This window comes from Aeromonas sp. QDB23 (assembly GCF_027707745.1).
In the GTDB taxonomy this organism is placed as follows: Bacteria; Pseudomonadota; Gammaproteobacteria; order Enterobacterales; family Aeromonadaceae; genus Aeromonas; species Aeromonas allosaccharophila.
This window is the reverse complement of sequence record NZ_JAPCJA010000035.1, coordinates 26,791-46,596: the sequence shown is the minus strand read 5'-3', so window position 1 is coordinate 46,596 and position 19,806 is coordinate 26,791. Positions and strand designations below refer to the sequence as shown.

General features: G+C 58.7%; 18 protein-coding genes and 1 pseudogene. 6 read left to right on the top strand and 13 right to left on the bottom strand.

Annotation, left to right across the window (positions count from 1 at the left end; genetic code table 11):
• The first annotated feature begins 53 nt into the window (after positions 1 to 53).
• The 5 genes from cysG to cysC all read left to right on the top strand — a co-directional run bounded on the left by cysG (position 54) and on the right by cysC (position 6,515).
• On the top strand, positions 54 to 1,502 hold the full coding sequence (cysG, locus tag PG888_RS14985) for a siroheme synthase CysG (protein WP_270693687.1): 1,449 nt from the start codon (positions 54 to 56) through the stop codon (positions 1,500 to 1,502).
• Between the two features lie 66 nt (positions 1,503 to 1,568).
• Complete coding sequence (gene cysD / locus PG888_RS14980; protein WP_270693713.1) at positions 1,569 to 2,507, top strand: sulfate adenylyltransferase subunit CysD; 939 nt, start codon at positions 1,569 to 1,571, stop codon at positions 2,505 to 2,507.
• Positions 2,508 to 2,519: 12 nt separating this feature from the next.
• The gene (gene cysN / locus PG888_RS14975) at positions 2,520 to 3,947 is read left to right on the top strand and encodes a sulfate adenylyltransferase subunit CysN (protein WP_270693688.1); all 1,428 of its coding nucleotides are present in this window, start codon (positions 2,520 to 2,522) and stop codon (positions 3,945 to 3,947) included.
• 4 nt (positions 3,948 to 3,951) lie between these two features.
• Entirely contained in the window at positions 3,952 to 5,676 is a 1,725-nt protein-coding gene (locus tag PG888_RS14970; RefSeq protein ID WP_270693689.1) for an SLC13 family permease, read from the top strand.
• A gap of 248 nt (positions 5,677 to 5,924) precedes the next feature.
• A complete protein-coding gene (gene cysC, locus PG888_RS14965; RefSeq protein WP_270693690.1) occupies positions 5,925 to 6,515 on the top strand; it encodes an adenylyl-sulfate kinase in 591 nt (196 codons plus the stop codon).
• Between the two features lie 318 nt (positions 6,516 to 6,833).
• Here the strand turns inward: cysC and PG888_RS14960 are convergent, their stop codons facing one another.
• The 11 genes from PG888_RS14960 to PG888_RS14910 form a co-directional block, all read right to left on the bottom strand.
• Positions 6,834 to 7,847 carry an endonuclease NucS domain-containing protein gene (locus PG888_RS14960; RefSeq protein WP_043821725.1) on the bottom strand — a complete coding sequence of 338 codons (1,014 nt, stop codon included), beginning with the start codon at positions 7,845 to 7,847 and terminating at the stop codon, positions 6,834 to 6,836.
• 119 nt (positions 7,848 to 7,966) lie between these two features.
• On the bottom strand, positions 7,967 to 8,464 hold the full coding sequence (locus PG888_RS14955; protein WP_152564641.1) for a PH domain-containing protein: 498 nt from the start codon (positions 8,462 to 8,464) through the stop codon (positions 7,967 to 7,969).
• 436 nt (positions 8,465 to 8,900) lie between these two features.
• Positions 8,901 to 10,538 carry a methyl-accepting chemotaxis protein gene (locus tag PG888_RS14950; RefSeq protein ID WP_270693691.1) on the bottom strand — a complete coding sequence of 546 codons (1,638 nt, stop codon included), beginning with the start codon at positions 10,536 to 10,538 and terminating at the stop codon, positions 8,901 to 8,903.
• 257 nt (positions 10,539 to 10,795) lie between these two features.
• Positions 10,796 to 11,656 carry a TIGR03899 family protein gene (locus PG888_RS14945; RefSeq protein ID WP_042656617.1) on the bottom strand — a complete coding sequence of 287 codons (861 nt, stop codon included), beginning with the start codon at positions 11,654 to 11,656 and terminating at the stop codon, positions 10,796 to 10,798.
• A gap of 103 nt (positions 11,657 to 11,759) precedes the next feature.
• Complete coding sequence (locus PG888_RS14940) at positions 11,760 to 12,236, bottom strand: DUF3299 domain-containing protein (protein ID WP_270693693.1); 477 nt, start codon at positions 12,234 to 12,236, stop codon at positions 11,760 to 11,762.
• Positions 12,237 to 12,267: 31 nt separating this feature from the next.
• Positions 12,268 to 13,515 (bottom strand): ABC transporter permease, encoded by a 1,248-nt coding sequence (locus tag PG888_RS14935; protein ID WP_270693694.1) that lies wholly within the window; start codon positions 13,513 to 13,515, stop codon positions 12,268 to 12,270.
• 76 nt (positions 13,516 to 13,591) lie between these two features.
• Complete coding sequence (locus tag PG888_RS14930) at positions 13,592 to 14,281, bottom strand: ABC transporter ATP-binding protein (protein ID WP_005335686.1); 690 nt, start codon at positions 14,279 to 14,281, stop codon at positions 13,592 to 13,594.
• Between the two features lie 4 nt (positions 14,282 to 14,285).
• Entirely contained in the window at positions 14,286 to 14,882 is a 597-nt protein-coding gene (locus PG888_RS14925; protein WP_270693695.1) for a DUF2796 domain-containing protein, read from the bottom strand.
• A 31-nt stretch (positions 14,883 to 14,913) separates the two neighbouring features.
• The gene (locus PG888_RS14920) at positions 14,914 to 15,213 is read right to left on the bottom strand and encodes a hypothetical protein (protein WP_270693696.1); all 300 of its coding nucleotides are present in this window, start codon (positions 15,211 to 15,213) and stop codon (positions 14,914 to 14,916) included.
• 44 nt (positions 15,214 to 15,257) lie between these two features.
• A complete protein-coding gene (locus PG888_RS14915) occupies positions 15,258 to 15,800 on the bottom strand; it encodes a YtfJ family protein (RefSeq protein ID WP_111807084.1) in 543 nt (180 codons plus the stop codon).
• Positions 15,801 to 16,020: 220 nt separating this feature from the next.
• Positions 16,021 to 16,911, bottom strand: a complete 891-nt coding sequence (locus PG888_RS14910; RefSeq protein ID WP_270693698.1) for a hypothetical protein — start codon at positions 16,909 to 16,911, stop codon at positions 16,021 to 16,023.
• Positions 16,912 to 17,050: 139 nt separating this feature from the next.
• On the opposite strand from PG888_RS14910, the gene PG888_RS14905 reads away from it, so the two are divergent.
• Positions 17,051 to 17,398 carry a hypothetical protein gene (locus PG888_RS14905; RefSeq protein WP_270693699.1) on the top strand — a complete coding sequence of 116 codons (348 nt, stop codon included), beginning with the start codon at positions 17,051 to 17,053 and terminating at the stop codon, positions 17,396 to 17,398.
• 27 nt (positions 17,399 to 17,425) lie between these two features.
• Here PG888_RS14905 and ppa read toward each other — a convergent pair whose 3' ends face one another.
• Together ppa and PG888_RS14895 are read right to left on the bottom strand one after the other, a co-directional pair.
• Positions 17,426 to 17,956: an inorganic diphosphatase gene (ppa, locus tag PG888_RS14900; protein WP_033137821.1), complete on the bottom strand. Its 531-nt coding sequence runs from the start codon at positions 17,954 to 17,956 to the stop codon at positions 17,426 to 17,428.
• A gap of 220 nt (positions 17,957 to 18,176) precedes the next feature.
• A pseudogene (locus PG888_RS14895) lies at positions 18,177 to 19,757 on the bottom strand (DUF3369 domain-containing protein).
• Between the last annotated feature and the right edge of the window lie 49 nt (positions 19,758 to 19,806).

Sequence of the window (19,806 nt, the reverse complement as noted above, 5' to 3'; positions counted from 1 at the left end):
CTGCCCTGCCTATAGTCGCCCCATATTAGTCGTGTTCCGAGGGATGGGCCGAAATGGATTATTTACCTATGTTTGCCAAGTTGGAAGGCCGCCCGGTACTGCTGGTGGGCGGGGGCGAAGTTGCCCTGCGCAAGGCGCGCCTGCTACTGGCGGCCGGTGCCCGACTGACCATCGTCTCCCCGGAGCTTGAACCGGAATTTGTGGAATTTGCCGGTCGTTTTACCCATCTTGCCGAGCGCTTCACCCCGGCCCATCTGGCAGGTCAGATTTTGGTTGTGGCAGCGACAGACAACCTCGAAGTCAACGCCCTCGTTTATCAGAGTGCCAACCAGCTGGGTCTGTTCGTCAATGTGGTGGATGACCCCAAGCGCTCCAGCTTTATCTTCCCCTCGATCATCGATCGCTCGCCGCTGATGGTGGCGGTCTCCAGCGGCGGCAAGGCGCCGGTGCTGGTGCGTCTGCTGCGCGAGCGGCTGGAGAGCCTGCTGCCCCGTCATCTTGGCGGGCTGACCGAGCTCTCCGGCCGGGTTCGTGACAAAGCTAAGCGGGTGCTCTCCTCGATTTCCGATCGTCGCCGCTTCTGGGAGCGCGCCTTTGCCTCCAACACCCTCGCCAGCCTGATTGAGAAAGAGGATTGGCAAGGTGCCGAGCAGTGGCTGAGCGATGGCCTCGACCAGGCGAAAAGCGAGGTGGGCGAGGTGGTCTTGGTCGGCGCGGGCCCCGGTGATCCGGGCCTCTTGACCCTCAAGGCGCTGCAACAGATTCAACAGGCTGAAGTGGTGCTCTACGACCAGCTGGTCTCGCCTGAGATCCTCGATCTGGTGCGCCGCGATGCCACTCTGGTATCGGTTGGCAAGAAGGCGGGCGCCCACAGCGTGCCGCAGGAGGAGACCAATCGCCTGCTGGTGGAATACGCCAAGGCGGGCAATCGGGTAGTGCGGCTGAAAGGGGGCGATCCCTTTATGTTTGGCCGAGGTGGCGAGGAGCTGGAAGTGCTGGCCGATGAAGGCATCCCCTTCTCGGTGGTGCCCGGCATCACGGCCGCCGCCGGTGCCACCGCCTATGCCGGTATCCCGCTCACTCACCGCGATCACGCCCAGAGCGCCGTCTTTATTACCGGGCACTGCCAGCAGGAGGGCAAGGAGCCCGACTGGCAGCAGCTCGCCGCCACCAGTCAGACCCTGGTCATCTACATGGGGCTGATGCGCTCCGAGCATATCCAGCAGCAGTTGGTGGATCACGGCCGAAGCCAAGCTACCCCCATCGCCATCATCGAGCGCGGCACCACCGCCCGCCAGCGGGTGCTGACCGGCACGCTGGCCGACTTGGCCGAGCTGGCCAAACAGGCGGTGAGCCCGTCGCTTATCGTCATCGGCGAAGTGGTCGCCCTGCGCGAGCGGCTCGCCTGGTTTGGGGAAAAGAGCGGAGAACAGAGCGGCGAGCAGCAGCGTGCTAACCCAGATCTCGATGGCTGCGACCTCAAGCTGGTACAGCTGGCCTGAGCCAGAAAGAGATATTTGATGCGGCTGCCAGCGCGGCCGCGCACTGAACCACCCCGCGCCCTGACCATGCGCGTTAGTAATGACCAGAGGACCAACATGGACCGTGAAAGATTGACACACCTACAGCAGCTGGAAGCCGAGAGCATCCATATCATCCGCGAGGTGGCTGCCGAATTTGAAAACCCGGTGATGATGTACTCCATCGGCAAGGACTCCTCCGTCATGCTGCACCTGGCCCGCAAGGCCTTCTATCCGGGCAAGATCCCGTTCCCCTTGCTCCACGTCGATACCGACTGGAAGTTCAAGGAGATGATCAAATTCCGCGACGAGACCGCCAAAAAGTACGGGCTGGATCTGATCGTCCACAAGAACCCGGACGGCCTCGCCATGGGCATCAACCCCTTCGTGCACGGCAGCGGCAAGCACACCGACATCATGAAGACCGAGGGGCTCAAGCAGGCGCTCAACAAATATGGCTTCGACGCCGCCTTCGGGGGGGCCCGCCGCGACGAGGAGAAGTCCCGCGCCAAGGAGCGGGTCTACTCCTTCCGTGACAAGTCCCACCGCTGGGATCCGAAAAACCAGCGCCCCGAGCTGTGGCGGGTCTACAACAGCCAGGTCAACAAGGGGGAGAGCATCCGGGTGTTCCCGCTCTCCAACTGGACCGAGCTGGATATCTGGCAATACATCTATCTCGAGAACATCGACATAGTGCCGCTCTACTTCGCGGCCATGCGTCCGGTGGTGGAGCGCAACGGCATCAAGATCATGGTGGATGACGAGCGCATGCCGCTGACCGCCGAGGATGAGGTGAAGCAGGAGCTGGTGCGTTTCCGTACCCTCGGCTGCTACCCGTTGACCGGGGCCATCGAATCCGATGCCACCACCTTGCCGGAAATTATTGAAGAGATGCTGCTCACCACCTCGAGCGAGCGGCAAGGGCGGCTGATTGACCACGATCAGGCCGGCTCCATGGAGCAGAAGAAGCGTCAGGGATATTTCTAAGGAGTCGTCAGCATGAACAGCCATATTCAGACCGCCATCACCGAACAGGGCATCGAAGCCTATCTGCACGCCCAGCAGCACAAGAGTCTGCTGCGTTTTCTCACCTGCGGCAGCGTGGATGACGGCAAGAGCACCCTTATCGGCCGGTTGTTGCACGACTCCCAGCAGATTTATGAAGATCAGCTCAAAGCGCTGGAGTCCGACAGCCAGAAGCTTGGCACCACCGGCGATAAGCTGGACTTGGCGCTGCTGGTAGACGGCCTGCAAGCCGAGCGCGAGCAGGGCATCACCATAGACGTGGCCTACCGCTACTTCTCCACCGCCAAGCGCAAATTTATCATCTCGGATACCCCGGGCCACGAGCAGTACACCCGCAACATGGCCACCGGCGCCTCCACTTGCGATCTGGCCATCATCCTGATCGACGCTCGCAAAGGCGTGCTGGATCAGACCCGCCGCCACAGCTTTATCGCGAGCCTGCTCGGCATCAAGCAGTTCGTGGTGGCAGTCAACAAGATGGATCTGGTGGAGTTCAGTCAGGAGGTGTTCGAGCGCATCAGTGCCGAATACCGCGAATTTGCCAAAAAGCTCAGCGTCGACACCATCCATATCGTGCCGGTCTCGGCGCTGGACGGCGACAACGTGGTCAACCAGAGCGACAAGCTGGCCTGGTATCAGGGCGAAACCCTGCTCTCCTTGCTTGAAACCGCCGAGGTGGAGCGCGAGCTGGAGCGTCATCCGGTGCGCCTGCCGGTGCAGTATGTGAACCGCCCCAACCTCGATTTTCGCGGCTTCGCGGGGACGTTGGCCTCCGGCATCCTGCGGGTGGGCGACAAGCTGGCGGTGCTGCCGTCTGGCAAAGAGAGCACAGTGACCCGCATCGTCACCTTCGACGGGGATCTGGAGTACGCGCTGCCGGGTCAGGCCATCACGGTCACCTTCGCCGATGAAATCGACATCAGCCGCGGCGATCTGCTGGTGGATGCCGCCAACCGCCCGCAAGTGACCCAGAACGTGCTGGCCCATATCGTCTGGATGGGGGAGGAGTCCCTGCAACCGGGCCGGGTCTACGACGTCAAGCTGGCCACCAAGAAGAGTCGCGGCCAGGTGGAGGCCATCCGCCACCGCATCGAGATCAACAAGCTGGACGAGCTGCCCGCCAGCGAGCTCAAGCTCAACGAGATCGGCCTGTGCGAGCTGAGCCTCACTGACCCGGTGGCGTTCGACCCGTATCAGGAGATCCGCGATACCGGCAGCTTTATCCTGATCGACCGGCTGAGCAACGTCACTGTCGGCGCCGGCATGATAGTGGAAGGCTTGGCCGCGAAAGCGGTAAAAGGGCACTACAGCGAGTTCGAAATCGAGCTCAACGCGCTGGTGCGCAAGCACTTCCCGCACTGGCAAGCCCTTGCCATCGGTAACGACACAAGCAAGGAGTAAGCCCATGACCTGGCAACAATCCCTGGTGCTGGGTCTGCTGGCTGCTCTCGTGGCCCTGCTGATCCAGGGCAAACTCCGCCCGGCGCTGCTCTTCTCGGGCGCCGTGCTCATCACCTACCTGAGCGGGCTGGCGGACATCAACGCCGTGGTGGCAGGCTACACCAACAGTGCCCTGCTGACCCTGGTACTGTTGCTGCTGGTGTCGCTGGCGGTGGAGAAGACCCGCATCATGAGCTGGTTCGCCAATCTGGTGGGCACGGGTTCATTCAACAAGGTGCTGGTGAAGGTGTGGTTCTCCACCGCCTTCCTCTCGGCCTTCGTCAACAACACCGCCGTGGTGGCCTCCATGCTGGGGGCGGTCAAACGCAATCCCAACTACTCCCCGTCGCGGCTGCTGCTGCCCATGTGCTTCGCGGCCACCTTTGGCGGGGTGCTGACCCTGATCGGCACCTCCACCAACCTGATCGTCAACAGCTTCCTGATCAAGATGGGGGCGCCGCCGCTCGGCATGTTCGACTTCTTTATGGTGGGGGCGGGCACCTTGCTGACCGGTCTGGTGGCTGTGCTGCTGTTTGCCCGTCACCTGCCGGAGCAGGATACCGAGATGAGCCGCGAATCCGGCTACTTTCTCGAAGCCAAGGTGGGCGCCGGTTCACCGCTGGCGGGGCGTAGCGTCAAGGAGAACGGCCTGCGCAGCCTGAAAAGCCTCTATCTGGCGGAAATCATTCGCGGCGAGCAGGTGATCTGCCCGGTGCAGCCGGAACACGAGCTGCACGAAGGGGACGTGCTGCTGTTTTGCGGCGATGTGGAGAGTGTCGGCGTGTTGCAGGAGATGAAGGGGCTGGATCTCTACGGTCAGCACCGCCTCAACGGCCAGCATCTGGTGGAGGTGATCGTCAGCCACAGCTCGCGGCTGGTGGGTCAGACCATCAAGGATGCCGAATTTCGTACCCACTTCGATGCGGTGGTACTGGCGGTGCGCCGCGGCGAAACCCAGCTAACCGGCGGCCTCGGCCAGATTGAACTGCACGCCGGTGATACCCTGCTGCTGGCTCCCGGCCCCCAGTTTGCCCGCAACAAGTCGCTGGGGCGGGAGTTTGTGGTGGTGAGCGGGCTGGAAGCCTCCACCCGCCTCGATGGCAAGCGCAGCGCCGCCGTGGTGCTGGGGTTTCTCGGGGTGTTGGCGCTCTCGGTGTTCGAGCTGGTGCCGCTGTTCAAGGGCTTGCTGCTGATGCTGGTGGCGCTGCTGCTTACCCGCATTCTGACCCTGGACGAGATCCGCCGCCGCTTTCCGCTGGATATCTGGCTGGTGGTGGGCGGGGCGCTCGCCATCGCCGATCAGCTGGAAAAGAGCGGGCTGGCGCGGCTTATCGCCGACTGGCTGATGGGGGAGTTCAACGGTGCCAGCCCCATCATCGCCTTTATCGGTATCTATCTGTTTACGCTGGTGCTGACCGAGCTGATGAGCAACAACGCCGCCGCCGCACTGGCTTTCCCCATGGGTTACCAGCTGGCGCTCAGCATGGATGTCTCGACCATGCCGTTTATTCTGGCGGTGCTGTTCGGGGCGAGCTCCAGCTTTATCCTGCCCTACGGCTACCAGACCAACCTGATGGTCTATGCCGCGGGCAACTACAAGATGCCGGACTACCTCAAGCTGGCCCTGCCGGTCTCGCTGGCCTATAGCCTCGGGGTGATTGTGATGGTGCCCCTGCTGTTTCCGTTTTAAGGCGTGAGCGCCAATCAAGGCGTGTTGGGTGAGCAATGCCATGGCATCAGCAAGCTGTCGGCTGATAGTCCGAGGCGGCTCCTCGTGGTTCCGGACAGTTTAAGTTTTGAGGCGTGAGCGCCAATCAAGGAGTGTTGGATGAGCAATACCATGGCATCAGCAAGTTCTCGGCTGATAGCCCGAGGTGGCTCCCCCTGGTTCCGGGCAAGTTAAGTTTTGAGGCGTGAGCGCCAATCAAGGAGCGTTGGATGAGCAATATCGTGTGGCACAAACATGCCGTCGACAAACAGAGCCGGGCCGAGCTTAAAGGGCAAAAGCCGCTGGTGATCTGGTTTACCGGGCTATCGGGGGCGGGCAAATCAACCCTGGCGGGGGCGCTGGAGCAGGCGCTGGCGGCACAAGGCAAGCACACCTATCTGCTGGATGGGGACAATGTGCGCCACGGCCTGTGCGGCGATCTCGGTTTTGATGATGCTGCGCGGCAGGAGAATATCCGCCGGGTCGGCGAGGTGGCAAAGCTGATGGTGGATGCGGGCCTGATCGTGCTCACTGCCTTTATCTCGCCGTTTCGTGCCGAACGGGAGGTGGTGCGCAATCTCTTGGGTGAAGGGGAGTTTGTCGAAGTCTTTGTCGATGCGCCGCTTGCTGTCTGTGAAGAGCGTGACCCCAAGGGGCTCTATAAAAAGGCGCGGGCAGGGGAAATTCGCAACTTTACCGGTATCGACTCCGCCTACGAGGCGCCGGAGCAGCCGGAGATCCATCTGCTTAACGCCGGTAAATCGGTGGAGGCGCTGGTGGATGAGCTGCTGACTGCCCTGAGGCAGGGGAACTATCTGTAATTGGATCGGAAGAACCTATAACAAGCGCCCGGCGGTCGTTAAGTTGACCACCACAGGCGCTGCTGGGCTGGCGGCAGCCACTATAAGCAAAAGCTGGGTCATTATCGGAAAAACCATAAATTCAGCTTATAGTGGCACCGGCAAGTCTTGACCCACCCCAAGGTGGTCGATAGCAACCCCGCGAGAGGAGCTTCCGATCCTTGCTTATATCGAGGCGGGGTTATTCGCGATTGTCCGAATACGCAGCGCTATTCGAACCTACGGACTGAAAGTGCCAAGCATTGGGAGCGAAATATTAAATGTGTTGTAACCATTTTTCTATTCCAGATACTTTTTTAATTCGTTAACTAATAGCATTGATTCTGTTTTAGTTAAATATGGAACTTTTATTGTGCGAGCCCAAAAGAAACTTTTACCTAAAAAATCACTAACTTTTGAAAATGGCATATATAAAAGATTTTCTTCACGAGACGGTGCAGGAGTTAAGAGTTCAACCTCACGATACCAAGTGTCGCTATTAGGTTTGAACACCTTGCTCTTCACTTTACCAGCGGCGACCACGCCACACCATTTATGGGAGAAAAATACAATGTCCCCCTCATTTACATGGCTCACAAAACGCTTAGCATCACCATAAGCTTCTAATCTTTTGTTCTCAAGCATGTGCCATATCCCGTTCTCGTCGTAAGTTCTATTTGTATCAAATAGAACACCTTTGACATCTTTCGGATTCTTGTGCTTGTCATAAGGAGGTGCAAAAAGCTCGAAGTATTTCTTACCACCTATTTCATAAAGTCGGTAAGGCAAAAACTCAATTGACAGTCCATTCTTCTTCCAATAATCAACCGAGGATATCAAAGATTCATCTGCTGCACTACCTATTACAATAAGGTGTTGTTTTTTATTGATGTCTTTAGGGTCTAACTTGTGTTCTAGTCCAAATGCATCCCGATGAGCGTCAACGAGTGATTTACCCTCACTTTCCACATATTGCCAGTACTTATTTTCCAGTTTTTTATACGACCATTGTCCAGCATCTTCTGCATATCTTAGCGCTTGTTGCACAGCACTGGCATCAGCTGAACTTCTTTTTAACTCAAAGATCACTAACTCACCATATTCATTTAAAGCATAAATATCAGCCTCAGCTTGATATAACCTTTCTTGAAAGACAGGCATTAACTTTGAATCTTCAAAAAGTAGATCTAGAATGTTGTTTGCTATTAAATTCTCAAGATCTTTCTCATACTTACCAAAGGAAGATAAATCTTTAAATTCAACAGGCTCAAGGCCTAATACTTCGTCATTTTCTTGTTCTAATTTATACAGCATTAATCCTCCTGATTATATTAAGTAATGTTAAGGTACATGCGATGCATGTATAGATGCACTAATCACATTTAAAAAATCAAGTCGATGATAAGCATAACACCTAGCATTTATAATCACTCTTAAATGATTTTTTGCATGCATCTTTCAGTTTTCTTCGATTCGATTATTTTCTCTAGCTGCTTTTTAATTTCTTGTGAATTCTTGACGTTTGGAACAACGACCCATGAACCAAAAGCATAAATTCTAATTGTTGAATAATCTAATACCCTACCTAGTAAAGTTGTTATTGTTTCAACGTTTTCAACATTATCTAATATAAGGCTATCTTCAAAAACAGTTAAAATGCCCTGAGTAACAGATAATTTGTCATCTTTAATAGATACTTTTACAAAGTATGGCTGTAGGATTTCACTAGACTGTTTGAGTACTAAAATGGCCGGTAATACAACCATACTCAGCAATACATCAGTGCTGAAACCCTCACCTATCAGAAACTCACCAATTGCTGTAAACAACCAATAAACAATTGCCAAACCAACTAATTGCGCCAATATATCTATGGTTTGCTCTATAGCACATGGTAGTTTTGCTACCTCAATTTTATTTAAACGACTCAATATAACCTCTAATTACCAGTGGTATATAACACCACATTAAGGTGCTGGAAGTGCAATATCACGTATGTTGGGCTTGGCAACGCTGCGCCAACCTGCAAAAACCACGCTACCGCCCCTGAATTTCAGCCTCCAGCTTGCTGCTTTACCTGAGATTTGGCACTGGCTTGGCTCATGGCTGACTCTTGCGAGAGGCCGCCAAGCGGCTATGTTACCGAACGGGGCTGGGGTGGAAAGTGGAAGCAGGCCGTTTTCTGAGCAAGATCAACAAATTAATCAGTAACGGGCGGTGAGATGGCCGCTCAACAGTGGCGGCCATCAGAGCTGGGGAAAATCGGACGGTGAAAGCGGGAGTGTCGCCCTCTGGTTGGCGGACACTAAAAAACCTATGGGCCTGCGGGCCCATAGGGTTTTTCTGCGGTGATGGTTTGTGTAGTGGTTATCTCGCTTGGCGAACCGGCACGGCGCGGGTGGTGGCCACTTCGTAGCGGCTTTGGCTCGCCGGGGCGGTTTTCTGGAACTGACGTACCAGCCGGTCGAGATCGCTTAACTGATTTACCAGCTGGGTGATGCCGTGCACGGCGTGCTGGCTGCCGACGCTGGAGTCATCGGCCAGGGTCTTGATGCTGAGCACGTTGCGATTGATCTCGGCGGTGACGTGGAACTGCTCCTGCACCGCCTGGGCAATCTGGCCGCTGCCGGAGGCGACCTGCTGCAACATATTGTTGATCTGCTGGAGAATGGTGCCGGTCGCCGAGGCTTTTTGCTGGCAGCTCTCGGAGAGTTGGCAGCCCTTCTCCATCGCCTGCTCTGCATCCCCGGCGCTGGTTTGCAGCTCGGTGATCATCTTCTGGATTTCGCTGGTCGAGGATTGGGTCTTGATGGCGAGCGAGCGGATCTCGTCGGCCACTACCGAGAAACCGCGACCTGCTTCGCCAGCCCGCGCCGCTTCGATGGCGGCGTTGAGGGCCAGCAGGTTGGTCTGGTTGGCGATGTTGTTGATCACATCGAGAATGCCGTCGATATCGCGGCAGTGGCCGACCAGCGCGCTGATGACGACCTTGGAGGTGGTCAGCTCGCTGTTCATGCCCGCCACGGCAGCCACGGTTTCGGCCACGCTATGGTTGCCGCTCTTGAACAGGTCGGCGGTCTCGTCCAGCAGGCTGGAGGATTCGCTGGAGCTCTGCGACACCTCGCGAATGGACTCCGACATTTCGGTCACGGCGGTCGCCACCTGATTGGTTTCGGCCTGCTGCTGTTGCAGGTTGTCGGTGATGGATTCGGCGTTGCGCAGATCCCCCTCGGCGGCCTGCAGGATCTTGCTGCAAGTCTGCTGGGTGCGGGCCAGCACGGCGTTGAACTCGGCCTGATTCATCATCATCGAGAGTTCGATGGCGGCGATGTTGTCCACCTTGTTGGTGTAGAGCAGCTGCATCAGCGGGTTGTCAAAGCGGCTGCGGGCCATCTTGTTGAGCTTGCCGAGGCGGCGGGAGAGGGCATTCAGGGTGATGGCCGCTATCGCCAGCGGCAGGGCGGCCAGCGCCAGTTGCCAGTTCATATCGTGGTTGTAACCCAGCGCCAACATGGCGATCAGGCTCAGCAGCAGGCAGAGGTTGATGGTCAGGGCATGGGAGAAGGTGGGCAGCTTGAGCGCCCGCGGCAGCTTGTCGTTGCGAAGGTCGGCATAGACCTTCTCGGCCCGCTGTTTGATCTCCTCGCTCGGGGCGGTGCGCACCGACTGATACTCCACCACCCGGCCGCTGGCATCCTTGATAGGGGTGACAAAGGCGCTGACCCAGTAGTGATCGCCACTCTTGCAGCGATTTTTCACCGGCCCCATCCAGCTCTTGCCTTCGCGGATATGGTTCCACAGATCGGCAAAGGCCTGTTTCGGCATGTCAGGATGGCGCACCAGATTGTGGTGTTCCCCCATCAGCTCGTCGAGCTGGAAGCCTGCTATCTCGCAGAACTCATCGTTGGCGTAGGTGATGCGGCTCTCCAGATCCGTGGTTGAGATCAGGCTCTGGTGGTCTGAATAGAGGCGTTCTCTTTGGGTAACCGGTTGATTGATTCTCATGGCCATGCTTCCGAGCTGTGGTGGTTGAAAATTGAGCTGCATCAAGTTCAAAGCAAAGGGCGGGCCATCAATCACGTTAAGTGATTCTTGTGTCAATAAAGGGGCGCAGCCACTGAATGTGGCGCTGCTGTCGTTGCAATGTGCAAAAAACGAGCGGCAAGAGGCGAGGGGATCTGCATTTTGCACCTCACTTTGCTGAGTGAGGTGCAGTGATCGGGATCTGTGGCGCGTCGGTGGGCGTGTTCCCCCATCGCCTATCAGGGAGCGGCGTCAGGGGTAGGCGGTGTGGTCTCGTTGACCTGATGCTGGACCTCGATCTGGATCCCCTGCACCAGCACGGTTTTCAGATCCTGCAGGTACTCCTCCAGCGGCGACTCTTGCAGCAGCTGGGCGAGCTCGTTGCCCACCGGGGTGAGCCGGTAGTAGAGCAGGGTGATATTGTGCTGCTTGCACTGCAGCCGCCAGCGCTGGTTGCCGAACTCCAGCTCGACCCCGTCGGCGGGCAGCGGGCCGGATTCCAGCTCCGCGCGGTGCAGCAGCCCCAGCTCGAACAGTTGCAGCAGGGCGTTGTAGGGCAGCCGGTATTTGCCAAGGCCGAGGCGCGTGGCCTTGGCGCGGCTCAGCAAGCTGGCCCCCTTGTGCAGCCCCAGCAGCAGCCGCTGCTCATCGCTGCCCGCATAGTGGCAGGTGAGGGCGCAGACTCGCTGGAACAGCATGGCTTCGCGCTGGGTCATCTCCTTGAGGGTGGAGAGCGCCCGGATGGAGAAGCGGCCCGGCGTGGCGACCTCGATGGCGAAGATGCGGCCCCACAGCTGCTGCATCGGCACCATGCTGATATCTTCCGCCAGTTGCAGGAAGCGGGTCAGCCAGTCGCTGTCCATCTCCCCGCCAGCCGCCGTCTCTTCGCAGTGGCGGGAGGCCATCACCATGATGGCTTCCAGATTGCGCTGGCGGGCGGCCTGATCCGCCAGATGGCGAAAGGTGGCGCGCTGTTCGAAGGTGCTGTCGCTGTTGCGGGTGAGCATGCCGTCGATGCCGCGACTGCGGGCCAGACGCAGGGTCTGCTCCTGGCTGCTCAGGATCGAACTCTCTTTCTTGGGGGGGGGCAGATCGGCCATGCTGGCTCCATTCGCACAGGTTCTGGGCTGAATGTTACTCCAACCGGGATGCCAAGATAACAAAGCGGCCTCCGTGGAGGCCGCTTTTTTTGCAACGGGAGGATTACTCCTCGTAGACGCTCACCTCGACCGCTTCCATCGAGTAGGAGGCGGTCGCCATCTCGTGGCTGGAGCTGACCGTGCGCATCTTGCCCTTCACCCAGATGGCATCCCACAGATCATCCACCGGCGCACCCTTGGGGTAGCTCACATAGATCACCTGATTGGTGGGGGGCGGCGGCACATGGATGCAGGCGCCGAAGTAGGGCACCAGCAGGAAGGCGGTGATCTTCTTGGCATCCCCTTCCAGCGGCACCACGAAGCCCGGAATGCGCACATCCTGGTTGCCCAGCTTCTTGTTCACCCCGCCCACCGGCTGCGGCACGGAGGCGAGATCCCCATCGTGGCTCACCTGCGGGGGTGGCAGCAGTTTTTCCCCTTCCGGGATCAGCACATCCCAGTCGATGGTCTTGTAATCGGCGGCCAGGGCGGGCAGCACCAGCAGGCTGGCGAGCAGCGCCACTATTTTCCACTTCATCATCTGTCCTTCTGTTTCTATTTAGGGCGTCTCGCTAGACGCGAATGCTCATGCCATCGCTGAGGCTGTAGCGGTAAGCGCGGGCGGCAGGGAGCAGGCCGATCACCATGCCCGCCAGCCACACCACCCCCAGCAGCTGCCACTCGTAGGCGCTCGGCAGCCCCAAGCTTAATTGCAGGCCATAGTGGCTGAGCAGCCAGGGTGAGGCAAGCCCCTGTCCCAGATAGAGCACCGCTACCCCGAACGCGATGCCGACCGTGGTCAGCGCCATCGCCTCCAGCGCCAGCAGCAGGAACAGGTGGGCGGGGCCGGCACCGAGGGAGCGCAATATGGCGAGCTCGCGGCGCCGTTCGTTAAGCCCCGCCAGCAGGGTGGTCAGCATGCCGATAAGGCCCGCCACCACCACAAAACCGGCGATCACCGACAGCGCGGTTTCCGCCACGCTCATCAGGCTCCAGAGCTCCTGCAGTGCGGCGCCGGGCAGGATCGCCATCAGCGGCTCTTTGGGATAGGTGTTGACGCTGCGTTGCAGCTGGAACGCCAGAATCCGGTTGCTCAGCCCCACCATAAAGGCGGTGATGGTTTTCGGGGTGAGATCCTGCGCCAGCGCCTGCTCCGGTGTCACGTTCTTGCTGTGACGGCCGGTATCCCAGCCCAGATGGATCGCCTCTATCCCCGCCAGCGGCACATGGATGGTGCGATCGATCGGCGTACCGGTCGGTGCCAGAATACCCACCACCTTGAACGGCAGGTTGTCGTGCTGGCTGAACGAGGTGTTGCCAGCGCCGTGGGCGATGACGATGGCTTGATCGAGCCGATAGCCCAGCTTCTCGGCCACCTGAGCGCCAAGTACCGCTTCAAAGGGCGTCTCGAACGGCCTCCCCTCGCGCAGTTGCAGCGACTGCTGCTGACCGTACTTCAGGTGGGTGAAGTAGTCGCCATTGGTGCCGAGCACCCGAAATCCCTTGTGGGAGTCGCCAAGCGAAAGCGGGATGGTCCAGGCGACGCCCGGTTTCTGCTTGATGGCCTGATAGGAGTCCCACCCCACGTTGTTGGTGGGGTTACCGATGCGAAACACCGAGTAGAGCAGCAGGTTCACCTGACCGGAGCGGGCACCGACGATGAGATCGGTGCCCGAGACGGTGTTGGAGAAGCTTTCGCGGGCCTGGGTGCGCACCCGCTCCACCCCGAGCAGCAGGGTGACGCTGATGGCGACGGCCAGCAGGGTGAGCCCGGCGGTGAGGCGGCGGGCCCAAAGACTTTGCAGGGCGAGCTTTAGCACGTGACCCTCCGGTTTTGTTGTCGTACCGCGTGGGTACGCATGGCATTCATCAGGGAGATGCAGTGTTGAACGGTGCTCAGCATGATGCCCTCCGGTTGAGCTGTTGCAGGTTTTCGACCCGCGGGAACAGGGGTTCGAGGTAAGGGTCATGGCTGACGAAGATCAGGGTCGAGCCCTGCTTGTCGCACTCCTCGAACAACAGCTTGATAAAGGCCGCCCGGTTGTCGGTGTCGAGGGCCGAGGTGGGTTCATCGGCGATCACCAGCGGTGGCGAGCCGATCAGCGCCCGTGCGGCGGCAACCCGCTGCTGCTGGCCGATGCTGAGGGCATGGACGGGGCGGTGCAGCGCGTCATCCGGCAGTTGCAGCTCTGCCAGCAGACGGCGCGCCTCCTGCTCCGGACTCCCTTGCAGGCGAGCCCGTTTGGCGGGCGAAAAGGTGAGGGCAGCGGTCACGTTGTCCTGCACCGAGAGAAAGGGCAGCAGATTGAACTGCTGGAAGATATAACCCAGATTGGCCGCCCGGAAGTGGTCACGGGCACGGCCAGAGAGCCGGGCCAATGGTTGGCCCAGCACCTCCAGGGTGCCGTGGTTGGCGGTCTGGATCCCGGCCAGCAACCCGAGCAGGGTCGATTTGCCGGAGCCCGACGGACCCTTGATAAAGACCCGCTCACCCTCGCGGATGGTGAGGGCGGGCAGATCGAGTACAGCGTCGCCACCAGGCCAGGCAAAGGCCAGATCGCGGATCTCAACCACGGCTTTTTTCATGGCGTTACCAGCTCAGCTTGTTGGCGGACGGGGTCAGCTCGCCTGCGGTCTGGCCGGTGGGCAGGATCCCCTGCACGCTCAGCTTCTCAAGGCTCGGATAGACGCTGAACAGGGTCGCCTCAAGGCCGGTCAGTTTGGCCGGGGTAGCGCAGGTGTAGGTGTACATGGCGCCCATATCGGCGTGACCCGCTTCGTCATGATCATGCTGGTGTTCATGTTCGTCGCTGTCAGCCTTGTCATGGTCATGGTCATGGTCATGCTCATGGTCGTGATCATGCTCTTCTTTGGCGGCTTGCAGCTCCTGCCGGGTCAGTTTGCAGCCAGCGGCCGGGTCGAAGCGGAACAGGGCATCAGGCTGCTGGAGGCGGGCGACCGCCTTGGCAAACTGCGCCTTCTCTTCATCGCTCTTGGCGGCGTGCTCGAAGCCCACCAGATCGGCTGCAGGTGCCTGCAGCTCGATCATCAGCTGATCGCCATCGACCACCAGATTAAGGTGGCCGTGGCCATGCTCGTGGGCGCCGTGGCTGTGGCTCTCGTGTTCGTCGTGATTTGCGTGTGCGCCAAAGGCCGCTGCGGCCAGCAACAGAGTAACTGCTTTCATCTTTAATCCTTTTTCAAAACAAATAGCGAAATTAAACAAAGGGATAGAGAAAAGCAGAGGCTGGCGGCGCACGGATGGCATAGCTGTGCAGCGTGGCGGTATCCGCCGAGCGTTGCATGGTTGCAACAGCGGGCAGAGCCGCAGTTGAACTGGGGAAACAATAGGGGGTGGTGGTGATGACTTGCTTGCCATCCAGATGGAGGGCGCAAACCAGGCAGTGATGGTCGTCGTGGCCGGGCAGGGCGGATTCAAGCTGATGCCGGGCAAGGGCAGGCTGCAGCCATAACCAGCCCAGCAGCAAGATCCAGATTTTCAGCTTGATACGACCCATAGACCCTTATGGAAAGGGCGCCATCAGCGCCCTTTCTCTCTGACTTAGAGATGGGACTTGATGAGCCCCATCACGGTAGCGATGTTGTTGGCATCGAGCTGGCCATCTTTGGCAAACAGCACCTTGCCCTCTTTATCCAGCAGGATGATCGCCGAGCTTTCCGGCGTCAGATCCCAGGCGTTGCGCGCCATGCCCTTGGCATCCAGCACCATGGCGGACCAGGGGAACTCTTTCTTGCTGTCCTCGGCGCTGCTCTTCACGAAGCCGGAGGTGCCCCAGATGGCGTCATTGCTGTTGATGACGGTGACGGTCTGGTACTTGTCATGGGGCAGCTTGGCCGCTTTGATCGCCTCGATCATCGGAGCGTTCAGCTCCTTGGCACTGGAGCGACCGGCAATATGCTGGATCAGGAATACCTTGCCGGTGAGCGAGGTGCTCTGCCACGGTTGGTAGCCGATATCCTTGCCGTTCAGTACCAGCTCACCCTTGTCACTGACATTGACCAGCGGCACCGGGTTGCCATCCTTGACGTTGTGAGCAAAGACCAGAGATGGCAGCAGCGCCAAAGTAAGTACCAGATGTTTCATCCTGATGACACTCCATTTGTTATGTTATAACGAGTTTCGGATTGAGGGAATGGGCGAGCTTCATCCTAAACCGATCGGATCTGTTTAAAAAGTGTTAAATAAGATCGCAATTCAGAAGCGTTGGCGCCCTGCCAGTCAGGAGGTTGGCTGGCAAGGGCGGCTAGGATGGCATGACATCGATAAAAATCAATGCATTGGCTGCTGGTCTGAGCTGTCTGCGTCAGTAGAGCGACTCGCTGATGAGGGGGATCTTGGCCATGGTCATCTGCTGGGCCAGCAGGGACGAGCCGGTCAGCAGCACATGGCGCTGGTTGTTGATCACCACCACATCACCGGGTACGCCACTGTCTGCCGTAATGGCCAGCCAGGCAGGGGAGACGCTGCCGATGCTGATATCCGGATAGATGATGCTGAGCACATATTGCGGGGCCAACTCCGCCAGCAGGCTGGCCATCAACAGCGCCTTCTCGTCGCTGTCGGTCTTGTTATCCTGCAGTGCCTGCAGCGGCGGCGCGAAGTGATCCAGCTGCTCCGGCTGGGTCGGGATGGCATTCAGCCACTCCTGCAGCAGGCTGACACTGGTAGCGAGATCCTTGGCGGCAAACTGCTGCGCCAGCGGCTTGAGATGCCCCTTGAAGTGATAGAAGAGCTGGGAGTAATCGGGTCGCACGCAAGGCAGCTTGCGATTGGCCGGATGGACGCAGGGTACCACCCTCATCTGATAGAAGGCATCCTCCTGATACTGCTGGTAGGCTTGCCAGAACAGCAGCGACTCCATGCTGTTGTCCCGCAGGGTGAAGGCCTGCTCCAGATTGCGAAACTTGGTGGCGGTCTCGGGGCTGCTCTGGTTGATCAGGTTGATGCTGTTGTAGAGGCGCGGGCTGATGTAGGCGTAGAGCGTCTCCAGCGGATTGGTGAGGGAGGCCTCCAGTAGGCTCATCTCGTGGCGACTGGCGGCCATCACCTGATCGTCGGTGGTCAGCTGGAAGTGCTTGCGCTGGCCATCGGTGGATTGCCACTGCCAGCTCATGTTGATTTCGCTGGCGTTGCCAGTGGCGCCAAGGGTGGTGCAGAGAGTGAGGCTCAGCAACAGCGCGGGGATCGGCTTCATGGTGGTGCTTCCTGCCGTGGACGATAATTAACAACTAGGTGAGCCGGCACCACTTTGGTGATGTTTCGTTTTGTGATCTGGATAACAGATTGATGTGACTTTTAATTTAATTGTGAAATTAAGTCACTCTGGAGGGGTTATGAAGCCTTGGATCATAGTGCTGTTTGGGCTGCTCAGCCTGCCAGCCATGGCGGGTCAGGTGATCGTCAACAAGGGGATGTCCGTTGCGGATACCTTTGCCCTGCGCGATCAGCTGGCGCGTGAACACGAATGGCAGGAGTGGCTGCGCTTCCAGCAGGCCATCAAGTGGCTGGAGGTATTGCCGGTCAACTGCGAGCTGATGAGCCAGCCGGGCGGCGGCTATCGCTGTGGCGGTGATTACTATCGTCCCTACCAGAAAGATGGCCGTGAAATATACATTCAGGGCAATCCTGCCGGAGATGCAGCCAGTCAGCTGCCGCAAATACCGACAAAAAAGGCGCCATAAGGCGCCTTTTTACATACCGGATAACGCTTACTTGGCAGCGTAACGCTCGGCAGAGGTTTTGATCTCGGCTTCGGCAGCGGCCTTGTCGCCCCAACCTTCCACCTTGACCCATTTGCCCGCTTCCAGCTCTTTGTAGCGCTCGAAGAAGTGCTGGATCTGGGCGCGCAGCAGTTCCGGCAGATCGTTCACATCCTGGATGTGATCGTACTGCTTGGTCAGCTTGGAGTGCGGTACGGCCACGATCTTGGCATCTTCGCCAGACTCGTCGGTCATCTTCAGCACGCCAACCGGGCGGCAGCGAATGACGGAGCCGGCCAGCAGCGGGTAGGGGGTCGGAACCAGTACGTCGACGGGGTCACCATCCAGAGAGAGGGTCGCGTTCACGTAGCCGTAGTTGCACGGATAGAACATCGGGGTAGACATGAAGCGATCGACGAAAATTGCGCCGCTGTCCTTGTCGACTTCGTATTTGATCGGGTCGGCATTCTGCGGGATTTCGATGATGACATAGATATCGTCGGGCAGGCTCTTGCCGGCCGGTACCAGGTTCAGGCTCATGATATTTCCTTCGTTGTTAGTATCAGGTTTGCAGGCCGATATTATAGCGATGTGATGTTAAATGACCATATTTCAGCGGATATCGCGGCCAAAGAAGAGGGATGTTTCCGGTTTGCGGTGCTTTGATGTGTTATGGATGCAACAAAGCGGCAGTTTTGATGCCCTGCCGGTGACCTTGGCCACCGGCAGGGCATGTTGAGTGGCGAGTGAAACAGGTGGATCAGAGCGAGTAGGGGAGCCTCGATTCATTGACCAGCCGCGACAGGGCCGCCACCACCTGAGGGTCAAACTGGGTGCCGGAGCGGGACTGGATATACTCCATGGTCTGCGCCAGCGTCCAGGGCTCCTTGTAGGGGCGCTTGCTGAGCAGGGCGTCGAACACATCGACAACCGCCACGATCCGCGCCGACAGCGGGATCTGCTGACCAGCCAGCTGTTCCGGATAGCCCTTGCCATCGAAGTGCTCGTGGTGGCCCCGGGCGATTTCGGCGCCCAGCGAGAGGTAGCTGGTTCCCTCCACCATCTCGCCCGCCTTGTACAGGATATTGGCGCCGATATCGGCATGTTGCTCCATGATGGCCCGCTCGTCGGGATCGAACCGCCCCGGCTTGTGCAGGATATGATCGGGGGTGCCGACCTTGCCCACGTCGTGCAGGATGGAGGCCATGCCGATCATCTCGACAAACTCCGGGGTCAGCTGCTCGGGATATACAGCCATCTGTTGCAGCTCTTCCACCAGCGCATCGGAGAGTTTTTGCACCCGCAGCACATGCTCGCCGGTATCGGAGTCGCGGAACTCTGCCAGCGCCGCCAGCGCCACTACGGTGGCCTCCTGGGCGCGCAGCAGCTGGTTATAGAGGTAGAGGTTGTCGTAGGCCGCCGAGATGCGCTGGCAGAAGACATCCAGCAGATCGCATTCGAGCGGGTCGAGAGGCTGGGTCGGGGTGAAGCTCAGCACGAACTCGCGCCCATTCTGGGCGGCGATATAGAGGGAGTCCTGCGGATGCTCGAAGCGGTTGCAGCGTTCATTCAACGCCTTCATCACCGACTCGTGCAGTGCCGGAAAGTCCTCAAGGACCTGCTCTTCCAGCAGCCCTTCGTAGTCACCGGTCGCGGCCAGGATCTCCAGGCCATGTTGATCGGGACGCCGCTCGGCGCAGATGGCCCCTTAGGTACCCACATCGAGAATGGCGCTGATCTGTTTCAGCACACCGGAGGCGAACTCCTTGAGGGAGTGAAGATGATAGAGATCGCCTGCCCCTTCCAGAATTTTGCCGAGCCCCTGGCGGCTCTTGTCGATGGCGCTGAGGGTTTCGTAAGAGCGCAGGGAGGCGATGACGGTGGTATAGAGCTTTTGCACCGTCAGCTCGGTCTTGGTCTTGTAGTCGTTGATGTCGTAATCGAGGATCACCCGCTGTTCGGGGGCCTGACCGGGCTGGCCGGTACGCAGCACGATCCGCACCAGCGAGTTGCGCATCTCGTTGCGGATCCGGTGTACCAGTCGCAGACCGGCATCTTCGGTCTCCATCACCACATCGAGCAGGATCAGGGCAATTCTGGGATTGGCTTCCAGCATGCGACCCGCTTCGGCGCCGCTGTAGGCATTGAGCAGTTCAAGCGGGCGCGACTTGTAGTGAATATTGGAGAGGGCCAGGCGGGTGGCGTGATGAATGTCCGGCTCGTCATCGACGATCAGCACCTGCCATGGGTTGAGTGCCTTGGGGACCACGACCTCTTCATCATCGAGTTCGATGATGTCGTCGTCCAGCCAGATATCGCCCTTGTCTTGGGCACTGCTCATATCGGTTACGCCTCCGGCGCTCAATGAGTATGTGAACAGTATGCACGAT